This is a genomic window from Methylobacter sp. S3L5C, from assembly GCF_022788635.1.
Lineage (GTDB): Bacteria > Pseudomonadota > Gammaproteobacteria > Methylococcales > Methylomonadaceae > Methylobacter_C.
This window is the reverse complement of sequence record NZ_CP076024.1, coordinates 3682972-3698744: the sequence shown is the minus strand read 5'-3', so window position 1 is coordinate 3698744 and position 15773 is coordinate 3682972. Positions and strand designations below refer to the sequence as shown.

Here is a 15773-nt window from a genome sequence, read left to right as displayed (position 1 = left end):
TTCGCCAAAATTTAAGCCGCTCTTGCATGAATCCTGCCAATTTCTGCGGCTTGGAAGATACGGTCGTCGATTAAAAATGTGTCATCATTTTTGTCCAACGAATTAATAATCCGCTGCGTGTATTTTCGGGCTCTGAAGATGGTTTTTAAATCCAGCATACTGCCCTTGTTGGTTCCCTCTATTTTTGCCGATAAAAGCGGTGAAAAAGTGACCATGAACAAGGAGAAGTTAGCCGCATTATTGACTTGCGTTTCTTTGACATTCATAAAATCTTCCAACCCTCAATATTGCTTGGCATCGCGGAAGTTAAACTCGATTTGAAACCGCAAAGCGTAGTAGCTGAGCAATTTTTCACTGGCCAGTGTCAGGTCATCACTAAACAACAGCACCTTTGCGATCCGTCCTGTTTTTAGGTTGGTCTTTACAATGATGGCGACATTGAGCAATTCAGGAAAGTTTTTGTGCTAAACGTGCACCTGATAGATACACGTTTGAATGCCTTTTTCCACGACCTCCGATTTCCGATGCGCGTCTGTTAATGTTTCCAGTGTTAGTTTTTCACCGTATTTACGCGGCTTACCTTTTCCTGAATACTTGCCCGAGTAGGGCAAGTAAAGCGTTGAATCATGGCGTAGCTTGCAAATAAAGTGTAGCCCCGTTTGTATAACGGCTTGTAGGCCAGCATTGTTGCCCAGTGGGCCATCGTAAACAAAGTAGACGATTCCCAAATTCAACCCTATCAGCGTTAATGCCGCATTAATACAGGCTTGCAACTGTCGTTGAAAAGACCATAGTTTAACAACTTTCCGGTTTTTGTTAACACTGCCCTTAGGCCTGCCAGGTTTCGAGTTTTTGGTTTAACGGCCTTGGGCGCACTGGTTTGAACATCGCCACGTACCAGCTATTCGGTGATTAAAGGATAAGCCGTCCGCGTTTCGACAGATAACAAGGACAGGTTTAAAAAACACAGCCCAGGCAATGGCTTGTTATAAATCGAAGAAAAAAAACCCCTAAGCCATGCGTTTCTTTCCCTGATTTGGTCACCATGACCTCATCCCCAATCAGCAACCATATACCTTTAGTTTCCTGTGTATGTTGCTTTATGAGTTGCCAACGTAACGCTGACCACGCTATTTTTTCTTTAAAAAACGTTGTACCGTTCGATAGCTGCCACCTTTTTCAGTCCAACGCGACAAACTCAGCATGGTTACTCGTCCCGTCATCGACAGCATGGCTTCAATAAGCAGGGTCATCTGCTTTAGCGTGCAGGCTTTTAAATGTGGACTTACGGTATTTAGTATTGCCATGATTTCATTCATGGTCAGTTTGGGTGCGAATGCTCTGTTAGAAGCTCTATTCTACCTTCTCTGACCTTTCTCCTTCCTCCGACATCTATAAATTACTCATGCCAATTGGCGAAGGTATTGCAAAACAGGATTTGATTGATAAGGACAGGTAAAAAGATAAGCTATAGCCATATTAATATAACCGAGTTAGGCACGACTTTTTAAATTTTCCTGACAACAACAGGTCGAGCGTAATAGTTCAGTATCAACAGGCTTTGGGCTTTATTGATCAGCCACAGCGATAGAACAAAGCAGAGCAGGGCGCTACACGCAATCCACAAGTCTGCATATCGGTCATTATCCGGCAGCATCCAATCGGCAATACCGGCACCGGTAAACAGGGCGATTAAAGGCGTTAGATATAAAAGTAAAGATGCACGTAGTAACAGGTTTTCATCAATGGCCACCATAACTTCATCACCGGTTTTTAGTTGAATGTTGCAATCTACCGGCACTGATTTTTTTTTAAGAACGCTGCCAATGGCGTTGGTTGTACAAGATGCTTTTTGTTGGCAACCACCGCAAGCATTATTTTGTCCGCTTTCGACCCAGACCTGGTGATTTTCTATTTTTACCACGACCGCTAATTCTTCAATCATAACTACTCCATTAATCGTTAAGTGTCAGATGCTTTTCGGCAAAAAAAAGTGTGTCATCAATTTCTTCCAGTCGTAGTGCCTGCAAGCATTGTCCAAAACAAACCGGACTTTGGCACTCACCGGTTTTTGGATCAAAGACAAAGCCGTGCATGGAGCAACGCAGATATTTTCCGGTTTCATCAAAGATAGCATCCTGTTGACAATTTAAAGGCCTGTGCATGTGCATACAATTATTGATGTATGCGTAAGTCGATGCTTCAAAAACGAAAATTATGACTGAAACAGGCTGTTTTTTATAGTTGACGTGACGAATTAAAAAGTTGGTTTCCTGTAGTTCAAGACGAGTGCAAGCCGGTTTTTTATTGTCGTTTGCCATAGCTACTCCTGCTTTCATAATTGATTATAACCCTTTGATTATCTGGGATAATCTTTACCTTGAACCTTAAGATATTAATCCCAAGTTTTTGCCAACATTTCTAACCAGGCAGCCAATCTGTCCGGCGTCAGGTCTTTCTGATTTTCCTGATCCAAGGCCAAACCTACAAAGTGGCCATTAATTACAGCCTTGGAGGACTGAAATTTATAACTGTCTGTCGTCCATTCACCAATAATGGTGGCACCACATTGTTTAAACTGTTCGTATAGATAAAATATCGCATCAACGAATTCAGCGGGATAACTTTTTTGATTACCCAGCCCGTAAATAGCCACTTTTTTACCGCTAAAATCTTGCCCTGTCAGTGTTGGCAAAAACTCCTCCCAACTTTCAGTCGCGTTGCCGGTTGACAATCCCGGTAACAAGCCTTCGCCATAAGTCGGGGTACCTAAAATCAAGATATCAAACGCCAACAAATCAGTTACCTTGGCATTGCGTATATTTACCGGTTTGGCAGCAACTGCCGAACCCAATACCGTTGCAATATCTTTGGCAATACGTCGGGTATTACCGGTATCAGTCCCAAAAAAAACGCCTACTTTAGCCATGACTTCCTCACTTACATAAAATGGACGCCTGATGTTTTAATTTCAGGGCAGGTTAATAGGTTATTAAAGTTTTATTTGTAGCAGTCCGGCTTCCTTGTTTATCTGTTTTTCCTGCCATTCGTTGGGGGTATAAGCTTTTACGCTGACGGCGTGGAGTTTTCCTGAAGCCAGCGGCTCTTTCAACGTTACCATAACCGCTTGCTGTTTTTTAACCAAAGCCAGGTCAGTAAATTGTTCGCTAACCACAGTAATCAATAAATCACAGCCTTCGCCTTCGACCAGAACTTTTGCATCAGGAATGCCTGATTGCACCAGTTGTTCAATAGCACTAATGGATAGGCCCTCTTTTTCGGCTTCTACTGTCTTTGGTGCAGCTGTTGTTAACAGGGATAACAAACTACCATCGTTAGACATTTCCTCAATAATGTCGCAACCGCCGACCAGTTCGCCGTTAATGAACAGTTGCGGATAAGTTGGCCAGTGTGAAATACTCGGCAACTTTTCACGGATGAAAGGAGCTTCCAGCACATTCACATAAGCGTAAGGAAAATTGGTTGCATTTAAAATACCTACCGATTTGGCGGAAAATCCACATTGCGGATTATCAGGCACGCCTTTCATATATAAAATGACAGGGTTGGTTGCCAGTTGATGGCGGATTTTGTCTTCGGTTTTCATGATATTCCCGTTTTATTGTCTAATGTAAAGAGTTAAATAATGACCACGAAGCCAAGTATGACTAGGTTTGCAACCCGGTTGCCAGCGTTTTTAAGGCGATTAAAGTCTTTAAACGTTCCGGTCGCGGTTACAAGCCCAGACCGGCATTGGTTATAGTTCTTATGTTCCCGCCTGTTGCCTGAGTTTGATTTCAGCTTTTTTAATCAATCTGATTTCACCTTCTCCTCTAACGACTTCGGCATCAACTAGGCATTGCTCAATATCGTCACAGGAAGGAATATCAAACATGGTTCTTCTGAGTATCTGTTCCAAAATGCTTCGTAAGCCTCGGGCGCCTGTTTCACGTTCTATGGCTTTTTTGGCGATTTCAACCAGGGCATCGGGTTCAAACTTTAGCTCTACACCATCGTAGGCAAATAATTGTTGATATTGACGAACCAGCGCATTTTTAGGTTCGGTTAAAATCCTGATCAATGAATCTATATCCAAAGGTTCCAACGGTGCCAATACCGGGAAACGACCAATAAATTCAGGAATCAAACCAAATTTACGTAAATCACTGGGTTGTGTGGCATTAAGCAAGGCTTCAAGTGCCGGTTTATCAGACGGGTCGTTCACTTCAGCATGAAAACCGATGGCAGAATTGGTAGGCACCAAGCGTTTTTCTACATATTTCTCCAGGCCCGGAAAGGAACCGCCGGCAATAAACAGAATATTACGCGTATCAATGGTCATTTCACTGTCTTTGTTGCGTTGACCTTTTCCGGAAACCTTAACATGCGAACCTTCAACCAAACGCAGTAATGCTTGTTGGACACCTTCACCGGAAACATCACGCGTTCCGGTTTGTTGTTCTGGACTGCGGGCAATTTTGTCAATTTCATCCAGATAGACAATACCCCATTCTGCATTGGCCATATTGCCTTCTGCGACATCCAATAATCTGACCAGAATATTTTCTACATCGTCGCCTACATAGCCGGCCTGGGTTAGCGTTGTCGCATCAGCGATGACAAAAGGGACGCCGACAATTTTAGCCAGCGTGCTGGCTAATAAGGTTTTACCGGTACCGGATGGGCCTATCAACAGAATATTGGCTTTGCCGATTTCAACATCTTTATCAAATTCACCCAGTCCTGCGTTGCCACCTTCATGTTTGAGCCGTTTGTAATGGTTATAAACAGCAACAGATAGAATTTCTTTAGCCAGATCCTGACCAATAATATATTGATCAAGATGCGCCTTTATCTTTGCCGGGATAGGTAACGGGCCCTGCATTTCAGAAAGCTCTTTTTTCCTGCTCCAATTGCTGACAACCTGACTGGCCAGCAAAACGCAATCGCCACAAATAGTGCCATCGCTACCTGCAATCAAAGGTACCGTAGGTGATTGAGCTATGCCGCAAAAGGAACAGTGTTTAATTTCTTTATCGCTCATGGATAATTCCTTAAGGTTACTTTGGCTAACTGATGTTATTTATGGTAAAAATTTTTTTGTCCACGAAAAGCACGAAAAGCACGAAAAAAAATCAAAAGAGCTGTCACAGGTTATATAGTCCTGAATTAATGTGAGCACACAGGGCAGTCTTACAAGGAATAATGTAGCTCAATCAATCAATCAAGCTATCCATACCAACAAGTGGATTCCTGTAAGAATGTAACTTATTGCTCTATTTTGCCTGTTTTCGTGTCCTTTGTGCCGCCTAAAAGTGCCTACTTTTGGTTTTCGTGGACAATCTTCTTTCCATGGCTTTCATGGCTCACCGAGCGTGCGTAACGTCAGTCAGATAAACCGGCCAACCATTCGCGCTGACAAGTTCGCCGCAAACGATCACGCATTATTTCACGTATTTTGGGTGTCGCTTTTTGTAATGACAACGTTTCTGCTTTTTGTATTTGTCGGCATAAAACAAGATGAAAACCGATTTCCGATTCGACAATGTCGCTGACTTCACCGACTTTTATACTAAAAAGTACCGTATCCAATTCCGGATACAGCTTGCCACGGGGTACTAATCCCAAAAAACCGCCTTGCAGCGCAGTCGGACATTCAGAATGTTTTAAGGCCAGGTCAGCAAACTTATGGGGTTTCTTTTGTAATTTCTCGCTGATTTCCTGCATTCTGGAAAAAGCCGTTACACGGGTATTTTCGCGGTAGTCAGGATTAATACTGATCAATATATGACAAGCTTCACGCCGTTCGGGACGATTAAATTGTTCGCTATGTAAATGGTAATAAATGCCTATCTCTACTTCGCTGATATCGGGTGCACGTGACGCTATAAATTCCAACACCACATTAACCCTGCACTGACGATAAAGCGCCGCTTCCAGACTATCCTTGCTGAGCTGGTTTTTTTTCAGATCACTAAAAAATGACTCATCATCAGTATAACGACCGCGGATTTCCTGATAAGCATCCTGTAATTCCTGAGCGGAAATAATAACGGCTGCAGCTTCTTGCGTATTAAGAATTCGGCTTTCAATTTTAACCTCATTGAGAGCCTGAATTTCTGCCTGTCTTAATTCAGCGGTTGGTAACTCATCCGGTGTTTTTTTAAATAGCGTCAGAGCCGCTCTTAACAAAGCATAAGGATAGTTATGGATAGTCTGTTTGAACGGGTTCATATCAAACCTCTGGCTCATTAAATGATTCAGGGTGTGCGGGCGCCAGCGCCGATTCAGGCACTTGCAAGGTTCTGCCCTGAAAGGCAACATGATATTGAATCTGTTTACTGTCTCTGAGTACCTTGAAGACTTCGCCTTCAGTACCTTTTTCAAACAGGATATTACCTTGCATGCCTAAATCAATATTACAAACAACCCGGTCCCTAAATTCAAAGCGACTGGGGTTCCAAGGTTCATCTGCACCGATCAGCTCTTCCAGTCGACAACCCACCATTCGGTCAACAGCCAGGAAATGGACGGTATAAATAACCTGATCTTGTAAAAAAGTGCCCACATTAAGGATATTGCCGGCACTGCCTCGGCGAACCAATAAGTTACCAACATCCATTCCCGGATAGGTACCGTCATTACGGATGTTTCTGGTGACCCGAACCGCTTCACCAAATTCAAACCGACCTTCGTCGAAACGCTCGGGATTCATGTTTTTATATCACCCAGAGCAACGAAGGCAGTTTGTGCTTGGCCCATGGAAAACACCTTAAACACTTTTTCTGTTTGCGCATCGGACTCAACAAAATCCTGATAAGCCCGCAGTAATAATTTACTGTAGACAGCCCGCTTTGCCGACTCATTTTCAGGCATGTCAGTGCCGGCTTTTTGTAAGTAATCATGAAAGCGTTGCAGAATATGTAAGCGATTGACATGCACCACACTTGGTTCGTAGTCCAGTGTAAAGTATTGCAAGAAGTCTTCTGCGGACTCCAGTTCTTCTATTTCTTCTTCAAAATTCATGAGGTTTCTCCGGTTATCATTAAATAGGCCCGACTAAAGAGACATCCTGAGTCAGCAGGTAAATTACCAGAATGATAAATACAGCCAGGCTCACTATTCCCTTTAATAAAGCATTTTTATCTTTCAACATAATCTTGCTCCGGTAATAAAATCTTTTCTGTGTTGGGTCAGGCCCATGGTTTTTGCATTCATGTCATAACCCAAGCTACACGACTTCATCTTGTCGTTTAACAACCAACTCCAGCAAGCCCTTTGCGCCGATTCGATCCTTGTCATCCAAGCCCACCAGCTTCTCAAAAATCTGCTGACTTAGCGCCAGATTATCCAGGCGCATATTTAAAAAACCAATGGCTTTCAAGGTAAACAAATACAATCTGACTTGGGTTAATAATTCTGCCGGAGTATATTGAATATGACCGGTGTGTAAATTACGCCAGTCCTCAGGAAAATCCAGCAAAGCCCTGATAACTGCCAAGGCTTTAAGGGTTGCCTGTAACGCCTCTTCCAAGCGATGTTGGTAATAATAAAAACGGTTTAAGGCAATCAATACGTTCAACGATTCAGGTGCCAGAAAATACGCTTTTAATAACGGTAGTTCGGCGTCACCTGATGCATAATTTTCTGCGGCAGCCGTTATCATTTCTTTAACGCCTGCTATATCCGGTTCTTCAAAATACAAACCTTGTGCTTCAAAATCCAACAGATCCATTTAAATCCTCGCTCTGGTAGAGACGCGATTAATCGTTTCTCTACTCTCTTTCTTGGGAATACACACACTTTCTGCTTCACAGTTATCACAGTTTTCGTCACTAGTTATTTTATTGAACTGGTTTTGTCTGGCTTCCAGTTCATCAAGCCGTTCAATCAGACAAGAAATTGCCTTTCCTACCGGGTCCGGAATGAGATGATGATTCAGGTCAATACCCTGTAGGCTTTGTATTTGCGTGCCTTTACTTTGAATGATACGTCCCGGAATACCCACTACCGTACAGCAAGGTGGAACATCTTTAACAACCACTGAATTGGCACCAACCCGAACGTTATTGCCCAAGGTAATGGCGCCAAGAATTTTGGCTCCCGAACCCACCAATACGTTATTGCCCAGTGTTGGATGGCGTTTTTCCTTGTTCCAGGTCGTACCACCCAAGGTTACGCCATGATATAAAGTCACATCATTACCAATTTCGGTTGTCTCACCGATCACTACGCCCAAGGCGTGGTCGATAAATAAACGTCGTCCGATGGTCGCGCCTGGATGAATTTCAACATTTGTCAGTATTCTGGCCATTGCTGCCAAAATTCTGGCGGTCAATTTCCAGTTGGCTTTCCATAAACGGTGACTGATTCGGTGTACTAATACTGCATGAACACCGGAATAGGTCAATAATATTTCCCAGACACTGTGTGCCGCCGGATCCCGGCCAAAAACACAGTAGACATCTTCATGCCATTGGGCAAGAAAACCCTGAGGTGTTTCTGTCCGGCTTTTAATATTATTTGGCATGACCATAACCATTTTCAAAGCTCCCGGTAAGTGTGCCGATGATGTTGTATGCAATGTCGATTCAAGCGCTCTCCAAAGGGATGCCTACATGGATGTAGGCAAGTAGAGCAACGCAGGAGCAGTTGCCGAGAGGGTTGGGTGAGGGGAATGTAACTGCTTGATTTTACTCTCCTCGGCAATTGCTCCTGCATTGCTCTACCTCCTGCATCCGTGCAGTCGTCACCTCAGCCATCTCCAACAAGAGAGGGAACTTAAATCACCACACATCTAAGCCAAGCATATTAACTTAAGCTCCAACTGCTTTTTCCCAAGGTTGGTCGCCCTGGTATTCTAAAAAAGGAACCCGGATATCGATCATCATCTTGAACCGGTATTTCTACCGTTTCTTTTACTTCCGGTTCGCATGACTCTAGCTCAGCCTGTTCATTCATGATAAAGTGTCCTTTTACAAATTTTGATGAAAAAGATTTAAGTCTTCGGTTTTTGGTGATTTTTTCGTGTTACTGACAAAAAGCCTGATTACAGTCAACAATTTTTGTGCCTGTAACCGCGTTACTGCTATGCCTATTTGCTTATAAGCATGAATAACACCTTGGGTACCGGAATGTTTACCCAGCACCAATTGATGACAGCGCCCGACAATGGCAGGATCTACACCTTGATAATTATTGGGGTCTTTTAATAGTCCATCAACATGAATACCGGCTTCATGACTGAATACATTTTTTCCAATCAGGCTTTTTCGGCTGCCTATGGCATCTCCCGATGCTCGCGCAACCTGCTCGGACAGCAAGGGGAAATTCTGTAACGATATGCCGGTTTTAAAGCCATACAATTGTGTCAAGCCGACGACAACCTCTTCTAAAGCCGCATTGCCGGCACGTTCACCCAGTCCGTTAACCGTGGTATTAACATGGGTTGCGCCAGCCAAAGCCGCTGCCAGCGTATTGGCGGTAGCAAGCCCCAGATCGTCATGAGCATGCATTTCAATTTCAAGATCCGTTGCCGCCCGTAACTTTTTGATTGTTTCAAAAACGCCAAACGGTTCCATAATACCGACTGTATCGGCAAAACGGATTCTACTCGCCCCGGCCTGTTGCGCAGTTTCAACCATACGGATTAAAAAATCCACGTCTGCCCGGGAAGCATCTTCCATCCCGACACACACGTCCAAGCCCAGACTTCTCGCTTCCTGCACACAACTGTTAATGGTGTTTAAAACCCATGGTCGACTTTGTTTAAGCTTATGGTGGATATGCTGGTCGGAAGCCGAAATGGATAAATCAACCTTGTGCACATTCAAACCTAAACAGGCATATAAATCATCACGCCGCATTCTTGACCAGACCAGTAGCGTTGAAGGCAATCCTAAAGCGGCAATAGCCTTGATTTCATCTCTTTCTACCGCGCCCATTGCCGGAATGCCAATCTCCAGTTCGGGGACACCCAAGTCCGCCAACCGGTTTGCAATCTCCAACTTTTCATGTAGCGAAAAAGCTACACCCGCCGATTGCTCACCATCCCTAAGCGTCGTGTCATCTATGATAATTTGGCGGGTTTGTGTTTTCATCAGTTTAATCTGTGAATTTGTGGCGTTTGATTTTGCTGCCGAGTTGTTGTGTCTTAAGCATAAACCGGTGCAAAGGCTTTTTCAGGATCAGCTACCGGGCCGTTACCATCCCAATACGGCGACAATTTACGCAACGTGGCGACAATCCCCGGCATCACTCGCAACACTTCATCGACTTCGGACATGTCGTTGTAGCGCGAAAAGGAAAAGCGAATGGTGCCGTGTGCGGCGGTGTAGGGGATATCCATCGCCCGCATCACATGTGAAGGTTCCAACGATCCCGAAGTACAGGCTGAGCCACTGGATGCAGCGATCCCTGCCTTGTTCAGTAACATCAAAATGGATTCACCTTCGATATATTCAAAAGCGATATCCGTGGTATTAGGCAAACGATTATAAATGTCACCAGTGATAAAACAATGTGGAATCAGGTCAGTAAGGCCACGTTCCAGACGGTCACGCATGGCTTTTACTTGGGTGTTTTCATACTTGATAAACTCTAGCGCCAACTCACAGGCTTTTCCCAAACCAACAATTGATGCGCTGTTTTCAGTTCCTGCCCGTCTGCCACGTTCTTGATGGCCGCCGCGTAACAAGGCACGATAACGCGTACCACGACGCAGGTACAAAACACCGATGCCTTTGGGAGCATGTAACTTGTGTCCCGATAATGACAACATATCAATTTTGGTATATTGCAGATTCATGGGAATTTTGCCCACTGCCTGCACTGCATCGGTATGAAACATGACTCCCTCTGCATTAGCCATATCCGCCATTTCTTCGACCGGGAAAATAGTACCGGTTTCATTATTGGCCCACATCACCGAGACAATGGCGACGTTGTCGGATAATAAATTCTTGTAAGCATTTAAGTTCAGGCGGCCGGCTTTATCAACCGGCATTCTGTGAATGGTATAACCCTCTTTTTCAAGCATGTCACAGACGCTTAAAATGGCCGGATGTTCCACCATCGTGGTAATGATTTCTTTCTTGTTGGGCTGGGCTTTAATCGCAGACAAAATGGCTGTGGAGTTGGATTCAGTACCGCAAGAAGTAAAAATTATTTCAGAGTCATGCTCGCAACCGATCAGTGCCTGAACTTGTTGGCGGGCGTGCTTAAGGCCTTTCGCCACACCGTCAGCAAATTTATGGATGGAAGACGGATTGCCGTATTGCTCCAAAAAATAAGGAATCATCATATCGACAACGGCGGGATCAACCTTGGTGGTAGCATTGTTATCCAGGTAAATATCTTTCATCATGCCACCTCAATATTGACTAATTTTTTCATTTCCGAAGCCGGTACGACTTTAATAAACTCGCCCATGACTTCCATCAAGCGTTGTTGTATCCCGGCAATGGTCATTGCTGCCATTTGGCAACCGTTACAGGCACCGGTCATGTTGACATAAGCGGTATTACCAATAACCTCAACCAACTCTACATCTCCACCGTCTGCCATTAATGCCGGTCTTAACGATTCTAAAACCTGCTCAATTTTTTTAATGCGTTGTAAATTGGTTAGCGGTGCTTTAACGGCGGCAATTTTTGTAATGGCTTCTATCGGTGTGGCAGTCGGGTCGAATTTTTCGCCTTTTTCGGCCAGCACTTTTTCCAGAATGGCTTCAATGTCTTCATGACAAGAGGCACAGCCACCGCCTGCTTTGGTAAAATTGGTCACATCTTCAACGGTACGCAATTTATTGGCCCAGACCATTTCTTCAATCATCACCGCATCAATCGCGAAACATTTACAGATCAGGGCACCTTCTTCATGATCATCTTGCCATACTTCACCTCGATAATTCGCTATCGCCGCTTGTAGTGCTTCCCGTCCCATCACCGAACAGTGCATTTTTTCGGGTGGCAAGCCTTCGAGTTGATCGGCAATATCCTGGTTGGTTACCTTGGCGGCTTCATCCAGTGTCATGCCTTTAATGATTTCAGTCAGTACCGATGACGAGGCTATCGCTGAACCACAACCAAAGGTTTGAAAACCGGCTTCCAGAATGATTTCGCTATCATCATCAACCTTCAAGGTCAGCCTTAACGCATCGCCACAACTAATTGAACCGACTTCGCCGGTGGCATTGGCATCAACGACCGCACCTGCATTTTTCGGGTTAAAAAAATGTTCTTTTACTTTATCTGAATAGTCCCACATGGCTTTATCCTCGGATTAACTGGGTGTAGGTGTAAGGTGGGCAACGCTTTTCTGTCCACCGCACAAGGCAATATGTGCAATAAAAGGTGGGCAAAAAAACGTTGCCCACCCTGCTTTAAGAACAGGGTTTTCCTGTCGCTTCGGTACTGGTATTAAAAGACGTCCCACAAGCGCAACTTTTAGCCGCATTAGGATTGGTAAACTTAAATCCCGAACCTTCAATACTGTCCAGAAAATCAATAGACATACCGTCGAGCATCGGCAGACTGACCGGATCAATAAACACTTTCACGTCACCACAATCAATAACAGTATCTTCCGGTGAATGACTGCCTTCAAGCTTCAAGCCGTATTGATAACCTGAACAACCGCCATCAGTGACTTCTATTCGTAAACCTGCCAAAGGTGTTTCCGAACCGGCAATAAAGCGGCCAACAGCGGTAACGGCTTTGTCTGTTAATGTAATCATTTTTAAGCTCTCCTGAATGTGTGGCATCGTTCTTGTTAATACTTATAGCAACCTGTATGCCATTTCGTTGATTATTAGTTAACTTGTTGTTTTAATATTGTTTTAATAATTGATCAATATCATAAACAACGTCTTGTCAAACAGGTTTCAATCACACAATCAACTGACAATGTCAGCTTTGCTACAAAATAGGGGATATAAAATGAACGTAGAAGATTTAGATATTGGTGATGTCATTTATGCCGCTAATACCATTATTGATGATGGCTCAATTCCTGATGGTCTCGAAGGTGAAATATTGGCTGAAGCCGGAACTCGTGGCGTAATTACCCTGATTGGTTATGTAGAAGAAGAACAGGCGCGTAGCGTTTTTCTGGTACGCTTTGAAGATAAAGACATGAATCTGGGGAGTCCGGTTGGCTGCTGGGTTGAAGATTTGACGATGGAGCCCAAGCTGATTAATTAACCATCCAATTTTCATGTTTTGAAATCTATTGAAGACTTTAAACGTTTCGGTTGGGGTTGCAAACCCGACCGGTATCGTTAAGAATAAAATCATAGATAATAGTTGATCCTACTTAAACTTAACGCATTATGATCAAGAAAACTGAAACAATTTTAAATTACCACAATCGCACCAAGCATAGCCTGGAGCGCTATGCAAAAGGCCCGGAATCAATTGACTGGGACGATCAACCCGATCAATTCCGGCATTTTTCTGGTTGTGAGATTGTAACGCTGCCAAAATCGGGGACAGAACTTGAAGCGTTGTTTGCCGATCTGGATAATCCGGAAACAATACCATCAAAGCCGGTAAATTTGGCTAATGTCGGTTTATTGCTGGAACTGGCTTTTGGCCTGTCAGCCTGGAAACAATTCGGGCCCAGTCGTTGGGCTTTGCGCTGTAATCCTTCCAGCGGAAACCTGCACCCGACTGAAGCTTATCTGATCAGTACCGGCAATGCTTTTATTAACTCAGGGGTTTATCACTACGTCAGTCACGATCACAGCCTTGAGCAGCGTTGCCGGCTTGCAGGTGATTTACCTGATGCCGGTCTATTGATCGGCTTGTCGTCAATCCATTGGCGGGAAGCCTGGAAATATGGGGAAAGAGCTTTTCGCTATTGCCAGCATGATATTGGCCATGCCTTGGGAGCTTTGCGTTACGCGGCAGCGACGCTGGGCTGGTCGGTTGAATTGCAAGCTGAATGGTCGGACGATGACATCGCCAATCTTTTGGGACTTAATCGAAACGACGATTTTATAGCACTGGAACAGGAAACCCCCGACCTTATTTGCCGGATTAATACGCATACAGATAGCATGCCGTTAGACATCGAAGCGTTGTTGGAAAGCGCACAATCAGGAGACTGGTTTGGTAAAGCCGATAGCCTTCGCGCTTATCACTTATATAAATGGCCGATCATTGATGAAGTCGCCATTGCCACCAGCAAGCCACCGACGGTCGAACCTGAATGGCAAGGCATCCGCAAGCACACCATAAAATCATTTGGTAACCAAAAAGCCACAGCCATTATCCGTCAACGCCGCAGTGCCCAACAGTTTGATGGCAAAATGTCGCCCTTGCCACAAACCGACTTTTACCGGATGCTAGCTGCCGTGTTACCGGCATCTGCCGCTTTTGATCACTGGCGTTGGCCATCTAAAATACATTTATTTATTTTTGTGCATCGAGTTGACGGTTTGGAACCCGGTTTATATGCACTGCCAAGAGATCGTGATGCTCTGGAAAAATTACAAGCTGCAACCCTGGTTGATTTTGACTGGCAAAAAGTAACTGAAGCAATTCCGCTTTATCATTTGTATTACGGGGATTTCAGGCTAACCGCCAAAAACCTTTCCTGTCATCAACCTATCGCCAGTGACAGCGCTTTTAGCTTGGGAATGGTCGCAGAATTTAACGAAACCATCGAAACCAAGCCTTGGCTTTATCGCCGTCTGTTCTGGGAATGCGGGTTGATAGGACAAGTGTTTTATCTGGAAGCAGAAGCCGCAGGCATTCGCGGTACCGGAATCGGTTGTTACTTTGATGACAACGTACATGAACTTTTAGGCTTCAAGGATGAACAATTTCAAAGTCTTTATCACTTTACAGTGGGTAAGCCGCTCGAAGATAAGCGGATTGAAACGTTACCTGCTTATGGGCATTTAAGCTGCATGGCAGAATAGGCTACCAAATTAAGATGAGGCGTTATTTGTTTGTCATTCTTTGGTGTTTGATATAGTCTCGGTCATATTTACATATTTACATATTTACATATTTACATATTTTTAAATTATATATTTTCAGATAAATAATTCAATGTCGACAGATAATATCCATTGAAGGGATGTTATCTGTGTGAACTTACAGTGACGTGAATTGAAAATTTAATTTCTGAAAGTTTATAGCTCACGATTAATAAGGAAAGTAGATGGGTATTAATGAACAGAAAGTTGCTCATGCCGATATAAAAGTAATGATTTTTGGTCAAGAAACTAAAGGGTGGTTTGATCGAGATGTTATACAAAAGTAATACGTGTCCACGATTTATATTTATGGGCTGAATAGTGTGTTCTTAAAATGACGTGCGAAAAACAAACTGCCACAGATTGACCGATTAATTTATTTATAATCTGCGACTCTGTGGCCACTTTTATGGGGAGTTCTCTTCTGCCTAACAAAGCTGTTTATACAAGAATTTTTTCATTTTATAACCTGGTTGTTTTGCGGCCACATCACATTTAAGTGGCGGTGAATACAGCAACAACCTCAAGCGACATCGTAATACCAGTCTAAAAGTTCTTCCCCGCCCCAGTTTTCGGCATCGGGTGGTATTATTTCATCGGTTTCGTAGAGCGTCATTTGTCCGGGTTTTGGTGAAGTTACCAGTAAACTTTCAGCATAATCAACAGAACAGCCTTCTTTGCCGGTTTCATTTTTCAGCCATTGCGCTGCCATAACGATGGCATCTTGCCGGGTTTCACCGAAGCCGAAAACGGCATAATCGTGTTGCACATATAAAATGGTCATTAT

General features: G+C 43.9%; 20 protein-coding genes and 1 pseudogene. 2 read left to right on the top strand and 19 right to left on the bottom strand.

The annotated features are described in order from the left end of the window. Nucleotides 1-11: 11 nt before the first annotated feature. The 18 genes and pseudogenes from KKZ03_RS16750 to KKZ03_RS16665 all read right to left on the bottom strand — a co-directional run bounded on the left by KKZ03_RS16750 (nucleotide 12) and on the right by KKZ03_RS16665 (nucleotide 12736). The gene (locus KKZ03_RS16750; protein ID WP_243217932.1) at nucleotides 12-266 is read right to left on the bottom strand and encodes a hypothetical protein; all 255 of its coding nucleotides are present in this window, start codon (nucleotides 264-266) and stop codon (nucleotides 12-14) included. Nucleotides 267-464: 198 nt separating this feature from the next. Continuing rightward, a pseudogene (locus KKZ03_RS16745) lies at nucleotides 465-836 on the bottom strand (transposase); the annotation flags it as partial. Between the two features lie 294 nt (nucleotides 837-1130). Next, entirely contained in the window at nucleotides 1131-1307 is a 177-nt protein-coding gene (locus tag KKZ03_RS16740) for a transposase (protein ID WP_243217931.1), read from the bottom strand. 200 nt (nucleotides 1308-1507) lie between these two features. Then, complete coding sequence (locus KKZ03_RS16735; protein WP_243217930.1) at nucleotides 1508-1945, bottom strand: SoxR reducing system RseC family protein; 438 nt, start codon at nucleotides 1943-1945, stop codon at nucleotides 1508-1510. Nucleotides 1946-1955: 10 nt separating this feature from the next. After that, a complete protein-coding gene (locus KKZ03_RS16730) occupies nucleotides 1956-2321 on the bottom strand; it encodes a Rieske 2Fe-2S domain-containing protein (RefSeq protein ID WP_243217929.1) in 366 nt (121 codons plus the stop codon). Between the two features lie 74 nt (nucleotides 2322-2395). Then, complete coding sequence (locus KKZ03_RS16725; protein ID WP_243217928.1) at nucleotides 2396-2929, bottom strand: flavodoxin; 534 nt, start codon at nucleotides 2927-2929, stop codon at nucleotides 2396-2398. 63 nt (nucleotides 2930-2992) lie between these two features. Continuing rightward, entirely contained in the window at nucleotides 2993-3607 is a 615-nt protein-coding gene (grxD, locus tag KKZ03_RS16720) for a Grx4 family monothiol glutaredoxin (RefSeq protein WP_243217927.1), read from the bottom strand. Between the two features lie 159 nt (nucleotides 3608-3766). Further along, complete coding sequence (clpX, locus tag KKZ03_RS16715; protein WP_243217926.1) at nucleotides 3767-5044, bottom strand: ATP-dependent Clp protease ATP-binding subunit ClpX; 1278 nt, start codon at nucleotides 5042-5044, stop codon at nucleotides 3767-3769. Between the two features lie 341 nt (nucleotides 5045-5385). Further along, nucleotides 5386-6234 carry a nitrogen fixation protein NifM gene (gene nifM / locus KKZ03_RS16710; RefSeq protein WP_243217925.1) on the bottom strand — a complete coding sequence of 283 codons (849 nt, stop codon included), beginning with the start codon at nucleotides 6232-6234 and terminating at the stop codon, nucleotides 5386-5388. Between the two features lies 1 nt (nucleotide 6235). Continuing rightward, nucleotides 6236-6715 carry a nitrogen fixation protein NifZ gene (locus KKZ03_RS16705; protein ID WP_243217924.1) on the bottom strand — a complete coding sequence of 160 codons (480 nt, stop codon included), beginning with the start codon at nucleotides 6713-6715 and terminating at the stop codon, nucleotides 6236-6238. Further along, nucleotides 6712-7026 (bottom strand): nitrogenase-stabilizing/protective protein NifW, encoded by a 315-nt coding sequence (gene nifW / locus KKZ03_RS16700; protein WP_243217923.1) that lies wholly within the window; start codon nucleotides 7024-7026, stop codon nucleotides 6712-6714. Before nifW ends, KKZ03_RS16705 begins: the two co-directional genes overlap by 4 nt. A gap of 205 nt (nucleotides 7027-7231) precedes the next feature. Continuing rightward, nucleotides 7232-7735 (bottom strand): hypothetical protein, encoded by a 504-nt coding sequence (locus KKZ03_RS16695; protein ID WP_243217922.1) that lies wholly within the window; start codon nucleotides 7733-7735, stop codon nucleotides 7232-7234. Then, on the bottom strand, nucleotides 7736-8530 hold the full coding sequence (gene cysE, locus KKZ03_RS16690) for a serine O-acetyltransferase (protein ID WP_243217921.1): 795 nt from the start codon (nucleotides 8528-8530) through the stop codon (nucleotides 7736-7738). 281 nt (nucleotides 8531-8811) lie between these two features. Further along, entirely contained in the window at nucleotides 8812-8961 is a 150-nt protein-coding gene (locus KKZ03_RS16685; RefSeq protein ID WP_243217920.1) for a hypothetical protein, read from the bottom strand. 14 nt (nucleotides 8962-8975) lie between these two features. Then, the gene (gene nifV, locus KKZ03_RS16680; RefSeq protein ID WP_243217919.1) at nucleotides 8976-10100 is read right to left on the bottom strand and encodes a homocitrate synthase; all 1125 of its coding nucleotides are present in this window, start codon (nucleotides 10098-10100) and stop codon (nucleotides 8976-8978) included. Nucleotides 10101-10153: 53 nt separating this feature from the next. Further along, nucleotides 10154-11365, bottom strand: a complete 1212-nt coding sequence (gene nifS / locus KKZ03_RS16675) for a cysteine desulfurase NifS (protein WP_243217918.1) — start codon at nucleotides 11363-11365, stop codon at nucleotides 10154-10156. Further along, nucleotides 11362-12267, bottom strand: coding sequence for a Fe-S cluster assembly protein NifU (nifU, locus tag KKZ03_RS16670; protein WP_243217917.1), 906 nt, complete (start codon nucleotides 12265-12267; stop codon nucleotides 11362-11364). Before nifU ends, nifS begins: the two co-directional genes overlap by 4 nt. Nucleotides 12268-12382: 115 nt before the next feature. Next, nucleotides 12383-12736, bottom strand: coding sequence for an iron-sulfur cluster assembly accessory protein (locus KKZ03_RS16665; protein WP_243217916.1), 354 nt, complete (start codon nucleotides 12734-12736; stop codon nucleotides 12383-12385). A 202-nt stretch (nucleotides 12737-12938) separates the two neighbouring features. Here KKZ03_RS16665 and KKZ03_RS16660 point away from each other — a divergent pair, with 202 nt between their 5' ends. Continuing rightward, nucleotides 12939-13202: a nitrogen fixation protein NifZ gene (locus KKZ03_RS16660; protein ID WP_243217915.1), complete on the top strand. Its 264-nt coding sequence runs from the start codon at nucleotides 12939-12941 to the stop codon at nucleotides 13200-13202. A 128-nt stretch (nucleotides 13203-13330) separates the two neighbouring features. Beyond that, the gene (locus KKZ03_RS16655; RefSeq protein WP_243217914.1) at nucleotides 13331-14926 is read left to right on the top strand and encodes a SagB/ThcOx family dehydrogenase; all 1596 of its coding nucleotides are present in this window, start codon (nucleotides 13331-13333) and stop codon (nucleotides 14924-14926) included. A gap of 583 nt (nucleotides 14927-15509) precedes the next feature. Here KKZ03_RS16655 and KKZ03_RS16650 read toward each other — a convergent pair. Then, entirely contained in the window at nucleotides 15510-15770 is a 261-nt protein-coding gene (locus KKZ03_RS16650) for a hypothetical protein (RefSeq protein ID WP_243217913.1), read from the bottom strand. Nucleotides 15771-15773 lie beyond the last annotated feature (3 nt).

Bases quoted from the DNA above. Each gene is read 5' to 3' on its own strand.
- KKZ03_RS16750 (WP_243217932.1), bottom strand. From the start codon at position 266: ATGAATGTCAAAGAAACGCAAGTCAATAATGCGGCTAACTTCTCCTTG.
- KKZ03_RS16740 (WP_243217931.1), bottom strand. From the start codon at position 1,307: ATGGCAATACTAAATACCGTAAGTCCACATTTAAAAGCCTGCACGCTA.
- KKZ03_RS16735 (WP_243217930.1), bottom strand. From the start codon at position 1,945: ATGATTGAAGAATTAGCGGTCGTGGTAAAAATAGAAAATCACCAGGTC.
- KKZ03_RS16730 (WP_243217929.1), bottom strand. From the start codon at position 2,321: ATGGCAAACGACAATAAAAAACCGGCTTGCACTCGTCTTGAACTACAG.
- KKZ03_RS16725 (WP_243217928.1), bottom strand. From the start codon at position 2,929: ATGGCTAAAGTAGGCGTTTTTTTTGGGACTGATACCGGTAATACCCGA.
- grxD (WP_243217927.1), bottom strand. From the start codon at position 3,607: ATGAAAACCGAAGACAAAATCCGCCATCAACTGGCAACCAACCCTGTC.
- clpX (WP_243217926.1), bottom strand. From the start codon at position 5,044: ATGAGCGATAAAGAAATTAAACACTGTTCCTTTTGCGGCATAGCTCAA.
- nifM (WP_243217925.1), bottom strand. From the start codon at position 6,234: ATGAACCCGTTCAAACAGACTATCCATAACTATCCTTATGCTTTGTTA.
- KKZ03_RS16705 (WP_243217924.1), bottom strand. From the start codon at position 6,715: ATGAATCCCGAGCGTTTCGACGAAGGTCGGTTTGAATTTGGTGAAGCG.
- nifW (WP_243217923.1), bottom strand. From the start codon at position 7,026: ATGAATTTTGAAGAAGAAATAGAAGAACTGGAGTCCGCAGAAGACTTC.
- KKZ03_RS16695 (WP_243217922.1), bottom strand. From the start codon at position 7,735: ATGGATCTGTTGGATTTTGAAGCACAAGGTTTGTATTTTGAAGAACCG.
- cysE (WP_243217921.1), bottom strand. From the start codon at position 8,530: ATGCCAAATAATATTAAAAGCCGGACAGAAACACCTCAGGGTTTTCTT.
- KKZ03_RS16685 (WP_243217920.1), bottom strand. From the start codon at position 8,961: ATGAATGAACAGGCTGAGCTAGAGTCATGCGAACCGGAAGTAAAAGAA.
- nifV (WP_243217919.1), bottom strand. From the start codon at position 10,100: ATGAAAACACAAACCCGCCAAATTATCATAGATGACACGACGCTTAGG.
- nifS (WP_243217918.1), bottom strand. From the start codon at position 11,365: ATGATGAAAGATATTTACCTGGATAACAATGCTACCACCAAGGTTGAT.
- nifU (WP_243217917.1), bottom strand. From the start codon at position 12,267: ATGTGGGACTATTCAGATAAAGTAAAAGAACATTTTTTTAACCCGAAA.
- KKZ03_RS16665 (WP_243217916.1), bottom strand. From the start codon at position 12,736: ATGATTACATTAACAGACAAAGCCGTTACCGCTGTTGGCCGCTTTATT.
- KKZ03_RS16660 (WP_243217915.1), top strand. From the start codon at position 12,939: ATGAACGTAGAAGATTTAGATATTGGTGATGTCATTTATGCCGCTAAT.
- KKZ03_RS16655 (WP_243217914.1), top strand. From the start codon at position 13,331: ATGATCAAGAAAACTGAAACAATTTTAAATTACCACAATCGCACCAAG.
- KKZ03_RS16650 (WP_243217913.1), bottom strand. From the start codon at position 15,770: ATGACCATTTTATATGTGCAACACGATTATGCCGTTTTCGGCTTCGGT.